The 15,097-nt window shown below is 45.8% G+C and carries 19 protein-coding genes; 5 read left to right on the top strand and 14 right to left on the bottom strand.

The window, feature by feature from the left end:
* Nucleotides 1–238: 238 nt before the first annotated feature.
* Together WBG78_RS22675 and WBG78_RS22670 are read right to left on the bottom strand one after the other, a co-directional pair.
* On the bottom strand, nt 239–1,006 hold the full coding sequence (locus WBG78_RS22675) for a LytR/AlgR family response regulator transcription factor (RefSeq protein ID WP_337328785.1): 768 nt from the start codon (nt 1,004–1,006) through the stop codon (nt 239–241).
* Complete coding sequence (locus WBG78_RS22670) at nt 1,003–2,418, bottom strand: sensor histidine kinase (protein WP_337328784.1); 1,416 nt, start codon at nt 2,416–2,418, stop codon at nt 1,003–1,005. The genes WBG78_RS22675 and WBG78_RS22670 overlap by 4 nt, the downstream gene beginning before the upstream one ends.
* A 173-nt stretch (nt 2,419–2,591) precedes the next feature.
* Between WBG78_RS22670 and WBG78_RS22665 the strand changes: the two genes are divergently transcribed.
* Complete coding sequence (locus tag WBG78_RS22665; protein ID WP_337328783.1) at nt 2,592–3,458, top strand: hypothetical protein; 867 nt, start codon at nt 2,592–2,594, stop codon at nt 3,456–3,458.
* On the opposite strand, the gene WBG78_RS22660 is transcribed toward WBG78_RS22665, so the two are convergent.
* The 6 genes from WBG78_RS22660 to WBG78_RS22635 form a co-directional block, all read right to left on the bottom strand.
* A complete protein-coding gene (locus WBG78_RS22660; RefSeq protein WP_337328782.1) occupies nt 3,415–4,149 on the bottom strand; it encodes a DUF4386 domain-containing protein in 735 nt (244 codons plus the stop codon). The genes WBG78_RS22665 and WBG78_RS22660 overlap by 44 nt on opposite strands.
* Before the next feature lie 147 nt (nt 4,150–4,296).
* The gene (locus WBG78_RS22655) at nt 4,297–4,755 is read right to left on the bottom strand and encodes a hypothetical protein (RefSeq protein WP_337328781.1); all 459 of its coding nucleotides are present in this window, start codon (nt 4,753–4,755) and stop codon (nt 4,297–4,299) included.
* 78 nt (nt 4,756–4,833) lie between these two features.
* The gene (locus WBG78_RS22650) at nt 4,834–5,397 is read right to left on the bottom strand and encodes a Crp/Fnr family transcriptional regulator (protein WP_337328780.1); all 564 of its coding nucleotides are present in this window, start codon (nt 5,395–5,397) and stop codon (nt 4,834–4,836) included.
* 130 nt (nt 5,398–5,527) lie between these two features.
* Entirely contained in the window at nt 5,528–6,148 is a 621-nt protein-coding gene (locus WBG78_RS22645) for an FISUMP domain-containing protein (RefSeq protein WP_337328779.1), read from the bottom strand.
* Nucleotides 6,149–6,356: 208 nt separating this feature from the next.
* Entirely contained in the window at nt 6,357–6,656 is a 300-nt protein-coding gene (locus WBG78_RS22640) for a helix-turn-helix domain-containing protein (protein ID WP_337328778.1), read from the bottom strand.
* Complete coding sequence (locus WBG78_RS22635) at nt 6,653–7,537, bottom strand: hypothetical protein (protein ID WP_337328777.1); 885 nt, start codon at nt 7,535–7,537, stop codon at nt 6,653–6,655. Before WBG78_RS22635 ends, WBG78_RS22640 begins: the two co-directional genes overlap by 4 nt.
* A 420-nt stretch (nt 7,538–7,957) precedes the next feature.
* Here WBG78_RS22635 and WBG78_RS22630 point away from each other — a divergent pair, with 420 nt between their 5' ends.
* Both WBG78_RS22630 and WBG78_RS22625 read left to right on the top strand, forming a co-directional pair.
* On the top strand, nt 7,958–8,365 hold the full coding sequence (locus tag WBG78_RS22630; protein WP_337328776.1) for a hypothetical protein: 408 nt from the start codon (nt 7,958–7,960) through the stop codon (nt 8,363–8,365).
* A 92-nt stretch (nt 8,366–8,457) separates the two neighbouring features.
* The gene (locus WBG78_RS22625; RefSeq protein ID WP_337328775.1) at nt 8,458–8,925 is read left to right on the top strand and encodes a GNAT family N-acetyltransferase; all 468 of its coding nucleotides are present in this window, start codon (nt 8,458–8,460) and stop codon (nt 8,923–8,925) included.
* Between the two features lie 170 nt (nt 8,926–9,095).
* Here the strand turns inward: WBG78_RS22625 and WBG78_RS22620 are convergent, their stop codons facing one another.
* From WBG78_RS22620 to WBG78_RS22595, 6 genes are all read right to left on the bottom strand, one after another.
* On the bottom strand, nt 9,096–9,797 hold the full coding sequence (locus WBG78_RS22620; RefSeq protein ID WP_337328774.1) for a DUF2071 domain-containing protein: 702 nt from the start codon (nt 9,795–9,797) through the stop codon (nt 9,096–9,098).
* An 85-nt stretch (nt 9,798–9,882) separates the two neighbouring features.
* Nucleotides 9,883–10,383, bottom strand: coding sequence for an SRPBCC family protein (locus WBG78_RS22615; protein WP_337328773.1), 501 nt, complete (start codon nt 10,381–10,383; stop codon nt 9,883–9,885).
* Nucleotides 10,370–11,236 carry a hypothetical protein gene (locus WBG78_RS22610; protein ID WP_337328772.1) on the bottom strand — a complete coding sequence of 289 codons (867 nt, stop codon included), beginning with the start codon at nt 11,234–11,236 and terminating at the stop codon, nt 10,370–10,372. Before WBG78_RS22610 ends, WBG78_RS22615 begins: the two co-directional genes overlap by 14 nt.
* 76 nt (nt 11,237–11,312) lie before the next feature.
* A complete protein-coding gene (locus WBG78_RS22605) occupies nt 11,313–11,981 on the bottom strand; it encodes a DUF2071 domain-containing protein (protein ID WP_337328771.1) in 669 nt (222 codons plus the stop codon).
* Between the two features lie 4 nt (nt 11,982–11,985).
* The gene (locus WBG78_RS22600; RefSeq protein WP_337328770.1) at nt 11,986–12,828 is read right to left on the bottom strand and encodes a hypothetical protein; all 843 of its coding nucleotides are present in this window, start codon (nt 12,826–12,828) and stop codon (nt 11,986–11,988) included.
* A 54-nt stretch (nt 12,829–12,882) separates the two neighbouring features.
* Complete coding sequence (locus tag WBG78_RS22595) at nt 12,883–13,389, bottom strand: GbsR/MarR family transcriptional regulator (protein ID WP_337328769.1); 507 nt, start codon at nt 13,387–13,389, stop codon at nt 12,883–12,885.
* 104 nt (nt 13,390–13,493) lie between these two features.
* Here WBG78_RS22595 and WBG78_RS22590 point away from each other — a divergent pair, with 104 nt between their 5' ends.
* Nucleotides 13,494–13,922 carry a hypothetical protein gene (locus WBG78_RS22590; RefSeq protein ID WP_337328768.1) on the top strand — a complete coding sequence of 143 codons (429 nt, stop codon included), beginning with the start codon at nt 13,494–13,496 and terminating at the stop codon, nt 13,920–13,922.
* On the top strand, nt 13,919–14,884 hold the full coding sequence (locus WBG78_RS22585; protein ID WP_337328767.1) for a wax synthase family protein: 966 nt from the start codon (nt 13,919–13,921) through the stop codon (nt 14,882–14,884). The genes WBG78_RS22590 and WBG78_RS22585 overlap by 4 nt, the downstream gene beginning before the upstream one ends.
* Nucleotides 14,885–15,097: the final 213 nt, after the last annotated feature.

Here is a 15,097-nt window from a genome sequence, read left to right as displayed (position 1 = left end):
ACACCGCATCGGAATGGGGGAGGCTATTGTTTCATAGCCATAGTGTTCCAGTGTCTCTGCCAGAACCCCCTGACGGGAGTGGAACCTTCAATAATCAGGATGGCCTTCATTTATGAACGAATACCATAAAAGTATCCGGTGTAAACGGTTACGAAAGTACGAATGAATAACTGGCTACTTTTCGTGTATATGTGGGCTAGAAGCGACGGCCCATCAATACCTGATGCTGACTGGAGTGCTAGTCTTTATATCCAATTCGCTGAAGAAAGGCCTCTTTCCTTCTGCGTGAAACGTCAAGTGTTGATCCATCAGTCATCACCACATACCCACCGTTGCCCCGTACATAACTGCTGATGAGATCAATGTTGACCAGAATGGAGTGATGTATTCGGAAGAAGTTTTGTTCCGAAAGTGTTTCGTCATACTCCTTCAGGTGGCGGCTTACCAAATGCTTTTGCCCACTATTCAAAAAGATCTCCGTGTAGGCACCCGAGGCCTTGAGATAGATGATGTCCCGAACTTCAACAAATGATAGTCCCTCAGCTGTGGGCAATGCCATCTTGAACTTTTCAGAGCCGCTTACTTTTGTATTCTGAAGCAGTTGCTGAATTCTGTCGAGTGCGTTGTTATTCTTCTGGAGCTTTGCTTTCTCAACAGCTTCAAGCAATTCATCCGCGTCAATTGGTTTAAGGAGGTAATCGATCGCAGAGAGTTTGATTGCCTTGAGTGCGTACTCTGAAAATGCAGTCGTAAATATAATTTTGAAATCCACGGTGCCGAGTTGATCAAGGAGATCGAATCCCGTTTCACCCTGCATCCGTACGTCCAGAAAGACAACGTCTGGTTTAAGCTGAGAACAGGCTTCTTTTGCCTCTGCAACATTCTGGCACAGACTCAGCACGTCGACTCCCTCACAGAAAGTGGATATCATCTTTTTGAGGCTTTCCCGGCTCTTCAATTCATCGTCGACAATAATAGCCCTAAGCATAAGATCAGATCTTTTCATTCTACTACTTTCACCAGGATCTTTACCAGCGTTCCCGACGGCACTCCCTTTCTTTCTAAATCAACCGTTTCTACCAATGCTCCTGTTTCTCCGTTAATCAGTTTCAATCGTTCTTCGGTCAGCATTACGCCGAGCGAGCGATGTTCAGGCTGACTCGACTTCTTTACTTCCGCCGCGGCCTTTCTTCCAACCCCATCATCCTCGACTTCGATGTACAGCATCTTCTCCTGCAACGCAAAGGATATCCGAAGAGACCCTTTATCTTTTTTGTTATTTAAACCGTGGACGATGGCGTTTTCAACATAAGGTTGAATCAGCAATGAAGGTATTTCTATGGACTCAATATCTACTGATGGATCAATCTCCAGTTTGAAATCAAACTTGCCTTCAAAACGCAGTGTTTCCAGTTCAACATATAATATAATCAGATCGATGGCAGCCGACAACCGTCCTTTGCTGTGAACGGAGTTATCGAGAGTTGCACGGATGAGCTTCGAAAACTTTGATAAATATTTTACGGCACTACGCTGGTCGTTCTCCATAATGTAATACTGTATCGAGTTAAGGCAGTTGAAAATAAAATGCGGATTCATAGCCGCGCGGATTGCCATGAGCCGGCTTTCCGCAAGGCGCTTGTTCATAATCTGCATTTCCTTTTCAAGCCTGAGACGTTCTGTAATATCTTCTCCAAAAATAGTAGCGCCGATCACTTTAGCGTCCTCAATGATCGGATTGAGTGTGTACTCGTGATACACCTCGTTAAATCCCCAGGTGATTTTGAAAGTTTCACCTCCAAGAGCCTTGTCGTACAAGGGACTCCATTCGTCCCTGAGTCTATTCAACCGATCAATACCATCGGTGAGACGTTGCCCTACCTGTGGCGTTGTGCCAAACCGGTGTTTGATGATGTTCGCGAACGGTTTGTTAAAACTGATGAGTTGATAATCGCGGTTCACAGACCAAACGATGAAGTTTGTATTGTCCACCATGGCACGCTGGTTGGATTCTGCCTTTCGCACGATGTCTTCATCGAACCGGCGACTCAAATAGATGCTGATCATATCCGCCAGCATGGTGTGAAGTTCTTTCTCTTTTGAGCGTTGCTCATTGGTCGTCTTACTACCGGCCGCATAGGCAACCTCAAGTCTTCCCTGAAGGCCATCTTTGCTGGTAAATTGAAAGCATTCGACATCTGAAGTCTGAACGTAGTTCGGTGTGGCAAACTCCATTTCGGCAACGACTATCCTTGCACACGTCGAATCGATATCTTGCCAGGAGTTGGGTAAAAGTTGTACGATCTCCTCAAGAACTGCGTGAACCGGTACGTCGCGACGTTGCAATACCTGGTTGCACTTGTACAATACCCGCAACGCGCGGGTTTCGCCTTCAAATAGAGATGTATTTTGCTCCACGGGTGATGTGTTTTTCAATTTACTATAAAATAAAATTCCTTCAATTTTAAATCCCCACGACTTGTAATTGAGACTGCGACTTTGTCTATATTTAGTAAACCCCATCATATCTCCAGCCTGAATCCCCTTGCAGTGCTGCAATATATATCACCAATCCTCATCACGCCTCCATCATGAAAACAGAAACAGTAAGCAATATCCTTGGATGGGCTGTGGCAATTTTGTTGTTAGCTTCCTGTACGCGGAATGACAGGCCAGTAGCCCACCCGTTATATCCATCGCCTGTATCGACACCACATGAAGCTCTTCCTCGTGAAGTGGCTGAAACAATTGAAAACGAATTTCCAGGAGCAATGCCCTTCAATATGGCCATCGATTCGTTGCTTCAGCATTTATTACGAGCGGGTATTTCTCCTGATCAGATACTCTGGGGACAATCTACATGTGTTGATGACATCACCAACACGAAGAACAAGCTGATACATCCTGAGATAAAAGGCCCATTCACTTTCGGAGGTCTCGGAGGACTTCCGTTCACTGGAATCACCGGAGTAAGTGCTTTTTCACATCATGTGCCGGAGGGTGGCACGGCGTTGATGCTGGTAGGGCCTCACATTGGTTACAAACAGGACGAAGGATGGGGCAAGATTCTCAGACATGGGCAACATCATTCAAGCACGTGTTGTGGCGCATTGTATGCTGCGTTAACCAAATTGAAGGAAAATGCCTTGCATGAATCCGACAGCCTATCGCGAGATGACTATCAGGAAAAAATCATAGAGCGGCTTGCCTTTCGACACAAGGAAGAAATCCTGACCGCGAAGGAGCCGTTGGTTACTCTTACACGAATAGTCTTTCATGAGGCGCAGCAGGAAATGACGAAGTATGCTAAGGCGGTTCACGAGCGACATTTTGCCTACGCCGTTGTCGTTTCCGGGGTCATTATTAATACCGACTTCCAATACGATGACTATTTGTGGATCGAGCAGGTTGCCATCAAAGACATTGAAAGGAACGAATGGATCGAAGGCGGGATGTGATGGTAAATCTTATACCAATCACGATCAGCCAGATCAACCAAAGCGTGCTGCCCACAAATCCCGCCATGGTCCATACAGGAAACGTTGGTATAACCGTTGCAAACAATTCTGCCTGCGCGACAAGATAAATGCCCGACGATATAAACCCAAGCACATTGAACCACTTTGGAAGTATCCTGAGTCTTGAAAACTCGATCGATATCATGATCGTCCACGCAATGGTAAACAATTGTCCGAGGTGTTCTCCAAGTGCAACCCCGGCGAGTTGATGAATTGTTTTGAAGGCAACAATAGCAGCTGCCCTCGTTGCCTCGTCCGAAGCGTTTACAAAAGTGTCAGCAAGAACCGGAACAACAAACGTCCAGCGAAGGAGACCAACCATCTGCACGATGAGGCTAACAACGCCAAGGCTGGTGGCAACTCGTGCCATAGATGACTTTGATTCCAATCTTTGTCCCATCATCACGAAAGCTGGAATCAAAGGAATACCGGTGATTGCAAATGCAAACCATGTCCATATCAACCGGACTCCACCCTGGTGAAACTTTGTAAGCACCGTCGCAGTATCCTTGCGTAATATATCAGGATACTCGAATGTTATTGTTAGAATCGTGTAGGGAATCAGCAGTGCGACTGCACCAGAAATGAGAAGTATACCAATTGCTTTTTGTTGACGAAGTTCTCTTTCCATAGGATCGTTCTTTATGAGGATTTTTTAATGGGATCACTTATTGTGTTCCTGTATTGTACCGTAAAGGTCGCGTGAGCAGTCAACCTTACGCAGGACATTTGTCCAAAAGAGATTGCAGTTGATGGAGGGGCCATTGTTGAAGGAAGACTATTTGAAGAAGAACGAATAGCTGATGCCTGGGGCGGGATTGATCTTCACGCTTTCGCCTCCGCCGGCAACGACAATTGCACCAATGCGGAGGTTAAGTCCTTTCCAGACCATCCAGCGAAAGCCAGCCTCCATAGACATGGCATTCTCGTTTTCGTATTCGCGATTGTAGCCTCGCAGGTAACCGACACCAGCGTAGAAAGATGATGGGTTCTCTTTTTTCCCAACAGGCAGAAACCAGAATGAGGTGCCGATCTTCAAAAATGAAGTGTTCTCGCCCGCCTTAAAGGCTGTTGGATAATACCCGGCATGCATTGAAATCTGCTTCCATCGATATTCCAATCCTACTGAGGGATTCCGGAACCCGTTGACGCTGATTTCCCTTTTAGAAAAGCGACTTTGTGCAGTGGCGCAACATGTAGCGATCGCGAAAATGAAGGTGGTGAGGAGAATTTGCATAATGTATCGTGGTTTTGTGTTGACGATACAAAGCTCTTTCAGGCCAAACCGATTCTACTGGACAAATGTCCAAAAGGATCATCGGATAGAACTTCTGATGCGGCTAAGGTGCCGGGGAGTGATGCCCAGCATGGAGGCGAGGTGCTGCAATGGTATCATCTGCAGGAGGTGAGGTTGCTTTTTTAATAGTTTGGCATAACGCTGATCAGCGGACAGTACAATGAGATCATGACGGCTCTCGTCAATTCCAACAATAGATTGTTCCAGTAACGCGATGTAAAAGTCCTTGAAGGGCGGAACCTCACTGATGAGTTTTTTCAGGTCCGCTTTGCTGATCATGAAGACCGCACCTTTTGTCAGGGCGCGAATGTTTTCGAGTGAAGGCTGTTCGGCAACGAAACTCATCACCGATGCCAGCCATGTGTTCTCAACCGATACGTAGCTGGTGATTTCATCGCCGTCTTTCACGACATAGTATTGAAACATTCCACTTTCAACGATGCCGATGTGGCGGCTCACCTTTCCTTCCGTGACCACCAGCTCATCTTTTTCAAAGTTCTGGAGTTTAAATGAAGCAACAATCTGGTCGAGTGACTGACCGGCGAATCCAACGTGACTGAAGAATGCGCGGAGCTTTTCCATGTGCATACGGAGGAACGCAATGAGAGTTTACCCTCAATATACGCAGTATTGATTTTATTTAAGTGACCAAGCCTAAACAATGAAACCTAAAAGGAAAAACTTAATGATGGAATCAGGTTGGCGGAGGAAGTTAATCCTTTATAAACCGAACATTGAACTTGTAATCCGGGCTGTTGTCACTTTGATAGAACGCGATCCTTAAATTGGTGAGGCCAGTGCCAGCCTCCTGAATACTCAGGGTTATGCCTTCGGATGTCCAAAACTCGGCGATATCACCAGGAATGGGCTTACTGTTTTGAAAGATGTATCCACCAGGATGCGCGTTGAATCCAGATGTGTTCGTTCCCAATACGTGGTTCCAGTTTGATTTGGAGGTTAGCGCTTTGATGCTTTCAGTATGGGTACCGTTAGTTGGAAAAGTTATGCCATAGAATGCGGCAAGTTTTTCGTAGTCCTGCTTTGTCGGCAGTCTCCATCCGGCGGGGACTCTTATTGCTTCAGCTTCGATGCGACTATAATACTTGCCATACTCCGGTTTTGAGTTCGTATCGTCAAAAGCAATGCCACCTGGTCCAGCGTAGTTTGAGCTGGTCCATGTCTGCATTCCTATCGTTATCGTTTCATACTCCACGCCTTCAATGGTGACAGTATTTTCAGCGTTACCTACTGGTGCCGGATCGTCGTTGTTGCAGGCGGATATAAATAGCAATATTACAAAGGCCAGAGAGGCGGGGAGAAGTCTCGTTTGCATGTAAACTTTACAGTAAGGGTGGGGTTGTAAACGTCTCAAGGGTCGAAAGGGTTGCGATCGTCTCATTTTACACTTATCCCTGACGGGGCAAGCCGAGTAAATTGAATCCTCAACAAAACCAGGATTGACCGTTTTAGTGCAGAACGAGCCCAGGACGAGTGCACAGGCAGTGCAGAGCATCTCCGCTGCGGAGGCTTTTGGACCTGGATCAGGCGGGGAAGTACTCCGACAGGGCCTTGCCGGTCCGAAGTTTAAAATACTTATTAAACGTCGATTTCGAACTAAAGCCACAATCATTTGCAAGTCCGAGATAGGAGAGCTTCTTGTTTTCCGGAAGCGATGCAATTTCCAGAAACTCAGAAATGCGATAAGTATTGATATAGTGATAAAACGTCTTACCCTCTAGCGCGTTGATGATCTGTGATAGCTGATTACACGGCATGTGCAACATGGTGGCCAGGCCATTAAGAGAGAGGTCCGGGTCCTTATAAGGTTTGGCATGCTTCATATAATCGTCAAGCGACCTCTTAAGCCGCGAAAGTTCCCGACCTTTAATCCGCCCTTTGTAAGCTTGTTATTTTCGTCGGATGCACTTTCATCATTCTTTTTATCGTGATAGGTCTTTAAAGAAGAATCCAAATGATCAACCGTTGTCAAGTGGTTATGTTGCACGTGAACAGCGTTCCAATCTTGTTTTGATCCGGGAGTTGCAATTGTGTTGTGATGCGTATCAAAAATTGGAGCCTGTTTGATTCCCATGAGTGCGATCAGCAGGATGAATGTCACGACAGCGTCGAAGATTATGGGATTATTGAATGGCACAGAAAGCGTCCAAATAACTGCGATGCAAATTGCGACTACAAAAAGCCAGCGGAGCATCTTCTTATCGTGATTTGAAAATGTATGAAATAATCGCCGCCGATGCTTTCTGATCTCATTGATGGTAAGCAGCGAAAAGAAAAGTCCGCACACTGGTACGATAATGCTTTGAATCGTTGTGAACCAACCAAAGCCTGCGTTCTGGTGTTCAAAGACATAGATCTTTTGCTCAGCAGGCAACATAAAAAAAGGAACGACGGTTGTAGACAGGGCAACAAACGGGAGCAGGCATAAAACAATAAGTCCAGGTCTTGCAAAGTTCTCGCGGGTGACGCTGACGCAATAAAAATAAAGTAATGCTCCGTGCAGCACGGGCAATGGAACAGCCAGTCCGAGCAATTGCGGATAATGATATACAATTCTTTCATTGTGGAGATATATAAGCATGACATGCGCAGCTACAAGGATCATCCAGATCAACAGAACATAATCACTTAGTGACTTCTCACTTTTTAAGACGATGAGGAGCATGAGAAAGAACGCAATCGATAGTACGAAGAGGTAAAACACGTTGCACGACCAGATAATGCCTTTAACGGAAAAGGCTACTTGTCGTTGATGAATTATTCGGCGAATGACAGAACATTGCGTCCGAAAGGTGCTTTATCCCGGCCCCTGGAAGATGAAAATGGCCGCAATTTGGGCTGTTCTAAAGGCTTTTGCCTCCTGTCTGGACTTACATGTTTATGTTGAACCGTATTCAGAAGCAGTTATAAAAACATAGCTATGATTATATACGGTCGACGAGCGACGCATCTAAAAACCTCTCAGCTCATCCATGTTGCGTGCCCTCATTGCGGTACCAACGGCTCATTAACAGCCAGTGTTTTTGCCCAGTATGCCCACATTTTTTGGGTACCATTGTTCTCTGTAGGGAGAACAGGTGGATCGCAATGCCAGCATTGCAAGCATGTTCTGAAAGAGAACGAAATGCCGCAGTCTGTAAAGACATCATACAAGGACCTTGTTAACGAGACTCGTATTCCAATTTGGAACTTTGTGGGTCTTGCAATCATAGGAATAATGGTTGGCTATGGTTCTTACGCTTCAGGTGTCACTGCGAAGCAGGAAGAAGCATTCTTAAACAATCCGGTGCAGGGCGACTTGTACGAAGTTAAAGTGGATCAAAATTATACAACCTTCCGGATTGAAGCTGTCTCAGGCGATAGCCTTCTCGTTGCGTGGAATGCCTATGCAGTAACGAAAGCAACTGGACTCACCTCAATAGAAAAGGACGAGAACTATGATGAAACGGTAATGATCCCCCGTTCGGAGCTCTCGGATATGAAGAAGGCAAACAATATTTATCATATCTATAGAAAATCACGCCTGCAATAGCAGCTATCACGTGATGAACTCCCCGGCGAGAAAGCTTGTCGGGGAGTTTTTTATTTTAATTTCGTGAGTAAATTCACCAGCACCCCTTCTGTATGAATATTGAGCGCTGTACTTACGATGATTATGTTGAGATCATTTCTAATATTTCTGAATTCTGGGGAAGTGATCGGACACTTAATTTGCACCACCCGATGTATGTTTACGAATTCGGTGACACTGCCTTTGTGATACGCGAAAACAACCGGGTTATGGCATACATGTTCGGCTTTTATGCTCAAACGCGTCCAATGGCGTACGCGCATTTGGTGGGTGTTCGCGCCGATGCGCAGAGAAGAGGACTGGGCAGCATGTTGTACCATCACTTCATGTCACTCGCCCGTGAAAGAGGATGTAAGACAATAAAAGCAATGACGGGACCGACAAACGCGCAGTCCATCGCTTTTCATAAAAAGATTGGCATGCGCCTTCTGGGTGAGATTAACGAGGATGGTGTCACGGTAGTTCGCAATTACAGTGGCCCCGGCGTAGATCGCGTTGTGTTTGAGCAGGATCTATTTTGAACCTACGTTATACTTTACATTTAGAGCTTGATATTTTGCGGTTAACCTTTGAGGAAGATTTAGTACAGTTTAGATCTCAACTTTGATCTTCTCGTGCCACACTCCTTGCATTGAATTACATAGCTCGGGCGTTAGCCGAATCATGGCCGTGAAATGCCGAACACGATCTCTCAGCTAAACAACCATTCGTGTTCGATTCCTTCCATTAGCAGCGCGTTGTCGAAGCTGATGGTGTGTCCGGGAAACTTCTTTCGATCTTCGAAGAAGCTTGACTGAAGTTTATTCACACGAAGGGTTTGAACATTCCAGGTCTTAGTGTGGAGTTTTACCGTTTTGTATTCGCCTGGTTTTGTCGAGGGCGACACACCAACCTGACAGGCATTGAAGCAGTTTGATGCATGTTCAAGAGAATCGAACATTGAGTTACCGGGAAATTCTGTGGCCAGCTCGGCTTCAATATCGAGGCGCGAGTATTCGTCTTCGCTTCGCATGGCTACAGCGTAAGATCCGTTTCGTTCGGTGCTGATGAAATGCGCCGGGAAGTGCGGCCACGACAAAAGCCTATTGCCGATGACAATATTCAACAATGAGTCGGTGTCTCTTCTTGGTATGAATACAGCAGGCTGACCGTTGTCACGAAATTTTACCAGAAATCGGTGCGCGGCATTTTCGGAGTTGACTCTCATAAATCCGGGAGCATGTTTTATTCCAATGTTTTTCAGTCGAAGAAGGCAGATGCCGACACTTGCAAAGCCATTTACAACTAAAGGCTCCAGATGAGGAGGCAGCAGGGTGCTGACAATAAGTGGATCAACGCGGTAGTTGATGAGTATCCGCCGATCGATGATTCCATCGAGTTCAGGCATTTTCATAGTCATTGCAATTATATTAAGTGCACGTTATAATTAGGTCATCTGGACAGGTGAAGTGAGGAGCTTATCGCGTTGCTTTGATAATTCAATTGTGCGATGAATCGTGAGTGCTGGTGAGGATTGCTCGCCAGTCATTACTTTCCGCAACCGTCTTAATGATTTGATTCCGCCTCACGATGAAATTTCGAAGATAATCCTCGAGCATAATTTTGTTAAAGAGAGCTCCGAAAAGGCCACCCGGAGACTCGAACCGGAATACATCCTTCATAACTGTTATTTGTTTGCCCTGACTTTCGAACAGATGATCGTGGCAGATCATTTTAAAGATGCCTTCAGTCATCTCATCGCGGAAATGATGAGGGCGCTCAAATTGCGTGATCTTTGACGTAAGTGTTTGAACGATACCAAAGTGACGTGCACGCCAGGTCACGTGTTCACCGTGGCCGATCAGACCTGATGTCACTCCGGCGATTGCTTCTTCTTCTGTTCCTGCTGTCGAATGCTTATGCAATTCAATACTTCTGGAAAGATCAAAGCATCGTTCTATGGGAGCATTTATCGTTGTCGTTAGTTCAATGGTTGGCATATTCAAACTCTTGGTTGAAGAAGTCATCGACAGGGTTTGCGCTCCTGCCCAGTAATTTTTGGATCTGCTGACTATCAGCCACATTGTTCTCAAAGAGCAATTGATATTGTTGTAAATTTAACAGTCGCGGATTGAGGGGCTCGACGAGATAACGCATCAACATGTTCATAATTGTTTGTGGCATGTCAATCAGTAGCGGACGTTGATGTCTTGTTACTGATAGTCGCTTTAATAGCTCATTTAAGCTTATTTCTTTCGGCCCAACCACGTTAATGATCTTTTCCTCTACCGGATTCAGCACAACTTTTATAACGTCGACAAGATCGTCCGGCATTACGGGTTGTAACTTTGTTTCACGAACGCCGCGGGGCAGGCAAATCACTCCAGTGTAACGTGCAATTGCCGACAGTATTAACATCTTCTTAACCAGCATTGTCCGATTGGTGCAAATGATGGATGGACGCAGTACAACAGTGTTGGGTACCTGTAGCAAGAGTTCATCACCAACGGCTTTCGTGCGGAGAAAGGCGACGGCATGATCCTTTCTGGCGCCCAGTGCAGAGATCTGTATTATTCTAGGTCGACCCAGAGTTGCGCGGTTTGCCAGAAGCAGACTAATCAATTCCACATGTATACGTTCGAAACCTGAAGATACTTTAGGTTCAATTTGCCCAATACAGTTGATGATCACGTCCGGCTTGCCCAGACTTGCCCAGTCGTCAGCAAAGGGATCAAATGCCAGTAGTGTGCTTGTGCCATGCCTTGAGGTACCCACAACGTTGTGCCCGCTTTTCAGCCCCTGAAGAATGACTGAACCCACTTGCCCGCTTGCACCAAGTACGACGATGTTCATCTTCTTAGTCTTTTATCCCTGTTAACAGACAGCTTTGAAATGTATTTGAATGGATGGATCAATGCGATGGAATCTGTTAGTCTACAAACTTCGACGGTAGCCAATCATAATGTATTGTTTCGAACACCCGAAATGCGCCAACAAATTGGGCTGTCTTGAAGAAGCTGGTATCGAAGCCGGTGCAGTTCACGGCCTTTAATGGCCACCTCTCTCTTTGTATCTGTGTGACGCGCATCCTGTCACCCAGCATGGCGTATGCCCGGTCGATAGATCCAACGATCTCTTTCAGCGATTGATTGTCGGCAGGAACGCCTTCGCACAGTCTGTAGGTTACATGGTTGTCCTGCTGAGTCACGGTAACACAGCTTTCGGTTTCATCAATGGTTGCCTTACTTAGTTTATAGTCCGTCAGCAAAGTGCTTCCCGCGATAAGCACTGAATTCTGTGTGAACCCTTTTATGAAGTATATTCCCTTGTTGATTCCGTCATTGAGTTTACTGTCGTCTATAAGTAGTCTGAAGGCCACATGCCGATAGTTGAAGGGTAATAGCGGCATGATGGTTGGCCGCATGTTTCTGAGTTTGACATCCACCATCGAGATCATAGCACGTCCATTAAAATCTCTCACTTTGATGTGTGCCGGAACGCTTGAAGCGACCTCATTCATATCGACAGTGAAGTTGATGAGACGCACATCGTGGAGCTCACCCGTGAAGTGCAGCGGTATTCTTTTGAAGAAGTCCATGGTGCTATTGGATATAGAAGGTATAGATCCACGCCACTGCAGTAGCTTGAAGAAACAAAAACCAGCTGATGGTCCAGGCCTGGGATAATTGTAAGTGTCGAACGCGGTGTATATGAAGGTACAACATCAACGTGCTGCTGATCGTGACTGAAATGATTGGAATATAATAGGATTTAACTCCGGCTATCCAGTGAAGTAAAATCCATGGGATCAACACCAGCAATCCGGTAACCATAATACTTCCCAAATGAGCGATATAGTCAAGGGCTTTTTCTTTCAGGATCACAATAGCCAATAAGATTTGCAAAACCCAGCCGGTTCCGGCTATCAAAAGCATTTGCGCAACCGAGGCAGCAAGACTAACTCCGGCAAATGATTTCAGGGAAACTCCGAGAAGCGCTGTGAGCATTAGGGAAATTATGACACATATGACGATATAGCTGATCCGGTATTTGACAATTCTATCGGGAAAGCAATCGCACATGAATTTGCTCTTAGGAGTGGCAATAATGTAACGGTTGTATGCCTGCGTTTTATATAGAAAGTCGAACATACGCAGAGCGGGCCGGAATTTGAAGAGTGCTGCGGCAATCCCGAACTGACTTGAAAAAATGTATGCGATGCCCTCAGTTCCATAGAGCGTAGGCCCTCCGTTGGTATCTACCAGGGCCATTGCGTTTTGGAATTTGGCTAAGTCTACCTTAGTGTCGAGACCGTCACTGAGGTCCTTGTAGGCCTTGACTTTTGATTCGGGAATACGTGTGAGGCTGATGACAATGTCCTTCCAGGATGAGCACACCTTGCAGTTACTGTCATATACGATCACTTTATTATCTAATGGTCTCATATCATTCAGAACTTTCAATATGTAATGAAACATTGACTTAAAAAAAGGGGAGTACTACTTGAACAATTTTAGTATTCCCCCGAAGAACCAATTCTCTTCTGCCTTAACCATGGTTTCAAGCGTCTTATCGGCGTTGTTAGCCATACGCTTTATTCCACTTATGCCATCTACGAACGCTTTCACGTTCCTGTCCTTTTTATCTCCTTCAACACTGCTCACCTGCTCAAGCACTTTGATAATAGGTTCGAGCTCTCTTTTCTTTCTTTCTTTGGCAACTTGTTTCGTTATCTTCCAGATATCCTTTTCTGCAGAAAAGTATTCTTTCCTGTCACCGGGCTTGTGCATTTTCTCTACCAGCCCCCAGTCCATCAATTCTCGTATGTTCATGTTCACGTTGCCACGCGAGATGTTCAGCTCTGCCATCAGATCTTCAGTGCTAAGAGGATCTGGAGACACCATCAAAAGCGCATGGAGTTGCGCCATTGTTCGGTTAATACCCCACTTGGAGCCTAATGTGCCCCAGGCCTGAATAAACTGATTTTTAGCCTCTGCGAGTTTCATCTGTCTTAATTATACGGTAAAGGTAATCATAGGTTATTAAACTTTCAATAATTATTGAAAGTTTAATCTTAAATGTCGTGTTTTGAGAATCAAATACTAATCATATGGACAGGCTGTTGGTTGAGAAACTCATTTTCTGGTCAGGAATGGGCCATTTCGGGCTCTGTGCGGCCAGTCTTTACGTACCTGCCGCACTGGAGTGGAAAAAGGGGCTGAGCAGCCTAAAGCCATTGCTCAGACAAATGTTCTGGACTTACGCCGGATACATACTCGTTATCAATTTTTGTTTTGGCATCGTGTCAGTGGCAGGAGCAGGCGAATTGTTGAACACTTCTTTCCTTGCCCGGTGTGTGACATTGTTTATTGGCATTTACTGGCTCAGCAGAACGTGCATTCAGTTCTTCTATTTTGATCGCGCGGAAGCTCCTGAAGGAATTATCTATACTATTGGCGAGGTTCTGTTGGTGAGTGCATTTATCGCATTCTCGATCGTATACCTTCTCGCGTTCTTTATTAACTGTGCCTGGATATGAATGTCACGGGTATCGCTGCGTATTGCCTTTTTCTTCTGATAACTGGATACGTGCTTCCGGGCCGGGCATCTCTGAGGATTTCCAGAATAGTCGGCTGGACGTTGGCCGCCGCAACGGTGTGTCTGTCAGGCGTATTAGCCAACGACGCGCCGCCGGTTGTAAGAATGGCTATCATAGTGTTCATGCAGCTGTTGTCGATGAAGCTATTGGTGAGTATTGAGTCATATCCTTTGGGGAACAGACTTTCACCCGCGCAATGGGTAGCCTTCGCGTTGGGATGGTTTGGAATGAACCCAAAATTATTTGAGCGACTTCCGGGACCAGCGCTTTTCTCCAGAGGACTGGCATTTAAGGGACTTTCAAGAATAGTCGCGGCCGTGATTATGCTGTTTATTTCTTTCGCCGCGGGTAAGTATTCATTTCTGGCAATGCTTTTTGTGCCACAGTTGTTGTTGCTGACGGCTATCAGCCTGATCCTGCATTTCGGACTATTGAATCTTTCTGCATCGTGGTGGCGGCTATTGGGGGCTGATGTACCGGAACTGTTTCGAGCTCCTTATCGGTCTCGTTCTTTAAAGGAGTTCTGGGGAAGGCGATGGAACCTGGCATTCTCTGAGATGACTGCACTGATTTTGTATCGTCCGTTAAAGAGCAAAGTTGGAGGACAAGCGGCAATGATGTTGTCGTTCCTGTTGTCCGGCGCATTACATGAGATTGCTATTTCGCTTCCCGTTCGCAGTGGGTATGGCCTTTCGATGCTGTACTTTGCCATTCATGCAGTGGCGATGAATCTTGAATCGAGACCTGCGTTTGCAAGGGCGTTGAATCAAAGTCGGGGTTTTGCATTTGTATGGGTATTTGGGATGTTAATTATTCCCTTACCGCTTTTATTTCATCATCAGTTTATAACTCATGTACTCGAGCCGATTCGCGAACAAGTGCTGCGCCTCTTCGGAGGTTGATTCGCAGTTCGTTAGGAACAACGATTAATCGGCTGGTTTCATGCCTGAAAATTAAGGCCGACGAAAGGGACAGTGCTTTAATTGGCTCAGGCTGTCCAAGGCTTGAGGGACGCAATTCATCCATAAAACTATGTCGTATGGCCGTCGAAGATTCCACAGCCGTTAGGAACGTCTTGCTATATCGAACCGATATGTATATTTGTACACACCGAT

It is taken from the genome of Chryseolinea sp. T2 (genome assembly GCF_037203685.1).
Taxonomy (GTDB): Bacteria; Bacteroidota; Bacteroidia; order Cytophagales; family Cyclobacteriaceae; genus Chryseolinea.
This window is presented reverse-complemented; position numbering and strand designations above follow the sequence as displayed.

Excerpts from the sequence above, each read along its gene's own strand:
- WBG78_RS22610 (WP_337328772.1), bottom strand. The coding sequence starts at position 11,236 with ATGAACATCGTCGTACTTGGTGCAAGCGGGCAAGTGGGTTCAGTCATT.
- WBG78_RS22605 (WP_337328771.1), bottom strand. The coding sequence starts at position 11,981 with ATGGACTTCTTCAAAAGAATACCGCTGCACTTCACGGGTGAGCTCCAC.
- WBG78_RS22620 (WP_337328774.1), bottom strand. The coding sequence starts at position 9,797 with ATGAAAATGCCTGAACTCGATGGAATCATCGATCGGCGGATACTCATC.
- WBG78_RS22630 (WP_337328776.1), top strand. The coding sequence starts at position 7,958 with ATGCCGCAGTCTGTAAAGACATCATACAAGGACCTTGTTAACGAGACT.
- WBG78_RS22640 (WP_337328778.1), bottom strand. The coding sequence starts at position 6,656 with ATGAAGCATGCCAAACCTTATAAGGACCCGGACCTCTCTCTTAATGGC.
- WBG78_RS22675 (WP_337328785.1), bottom strand. The coding sequence starts at position 1,006 with ATGAAAAGATCTGATCTTATGCTTAGGGCTATTATTGTCGACGATGAA.
- WBG78_RS22585 (WP_337328767.1), top strand. The coding sequence starts at position 13,919 with ATGAATGTCACGGGTATCGCTGCGTATTGCCTTTTTCTTCTGATAACT.
- WBG78_RS22595 (WP_337328769.1), bottom strand. The coding sequence starts at position 13,389 with ATGAAACTCGCAGAGGCTAAAAATCAGTTTATTCAGGCCTGGGGCACA.
- WBG78_RS22650 (WP_337328780.1), bottom strand. The coding sequence starts at position 5,397 with ATGGAAAAGCTCCGCGCATTCTTCAGTCACGTTGGATTCGCCGGTCAG.
- WBG78_RS22625 (WP_337328775.1), top strand. The coding sequence starts at position 8,458 with ATGAATATTGAGCGCTGTACTTACGATGATTATGTTGAGATCATTTCT.
- WBG78_RS22615 (WP_337328773.1), bottom strand. The coding sequence starts at position 10,383 with ATGCCAACCATTGAACTAACGACAACGATAAATGCTCCCATAGAACGA.
- WBG78_RS22600 (WP_337328770.1), bottom strand. The coding sequence starts at position 12,828 with ATGAGACCATTAGATAATAAAGTGATCGTATATGACAGTAACTGCAAG.
- WBG78_RS22665 (WP_337328783.1), top strand. The coding sequence starts at position 2,592 with ATGAAAACAGAAACAGTAAGCAATATCCTTGGATGGGCTGTGGCAATT.
- WBG78_RS22655 (WP_337328781.1), bottom strand. The coding sequence starts at position 4,755 with ATGCAAATTCTCCTCACCACCTTCATTTTCGCGATCGCTACATGTTGC.
- WBG78_RS22660 (WP_337328782.1), bottom strand. The coding sequence starts at position 4,149 with ATGGAAAGAGAACTTCGTCAACAAAAAGCAATTGGTATACTTCTCATT.
- WBG78_RS22590 (WP_337328768.1), top strand. The coding sequence starts at position 13,494 with ATGGACAGGCTGTTGGTTGAGAAACTCATTTTCTGGTCAGGAATGGGC.
- WBG78_RS22645 (WP_337328779.1), bottom strand. The coding sequence starts at position 6,148 with ATGCAAACGAGACTTCTCCCCGCCTCTCTGGCCTTTGTAATATTGCTA.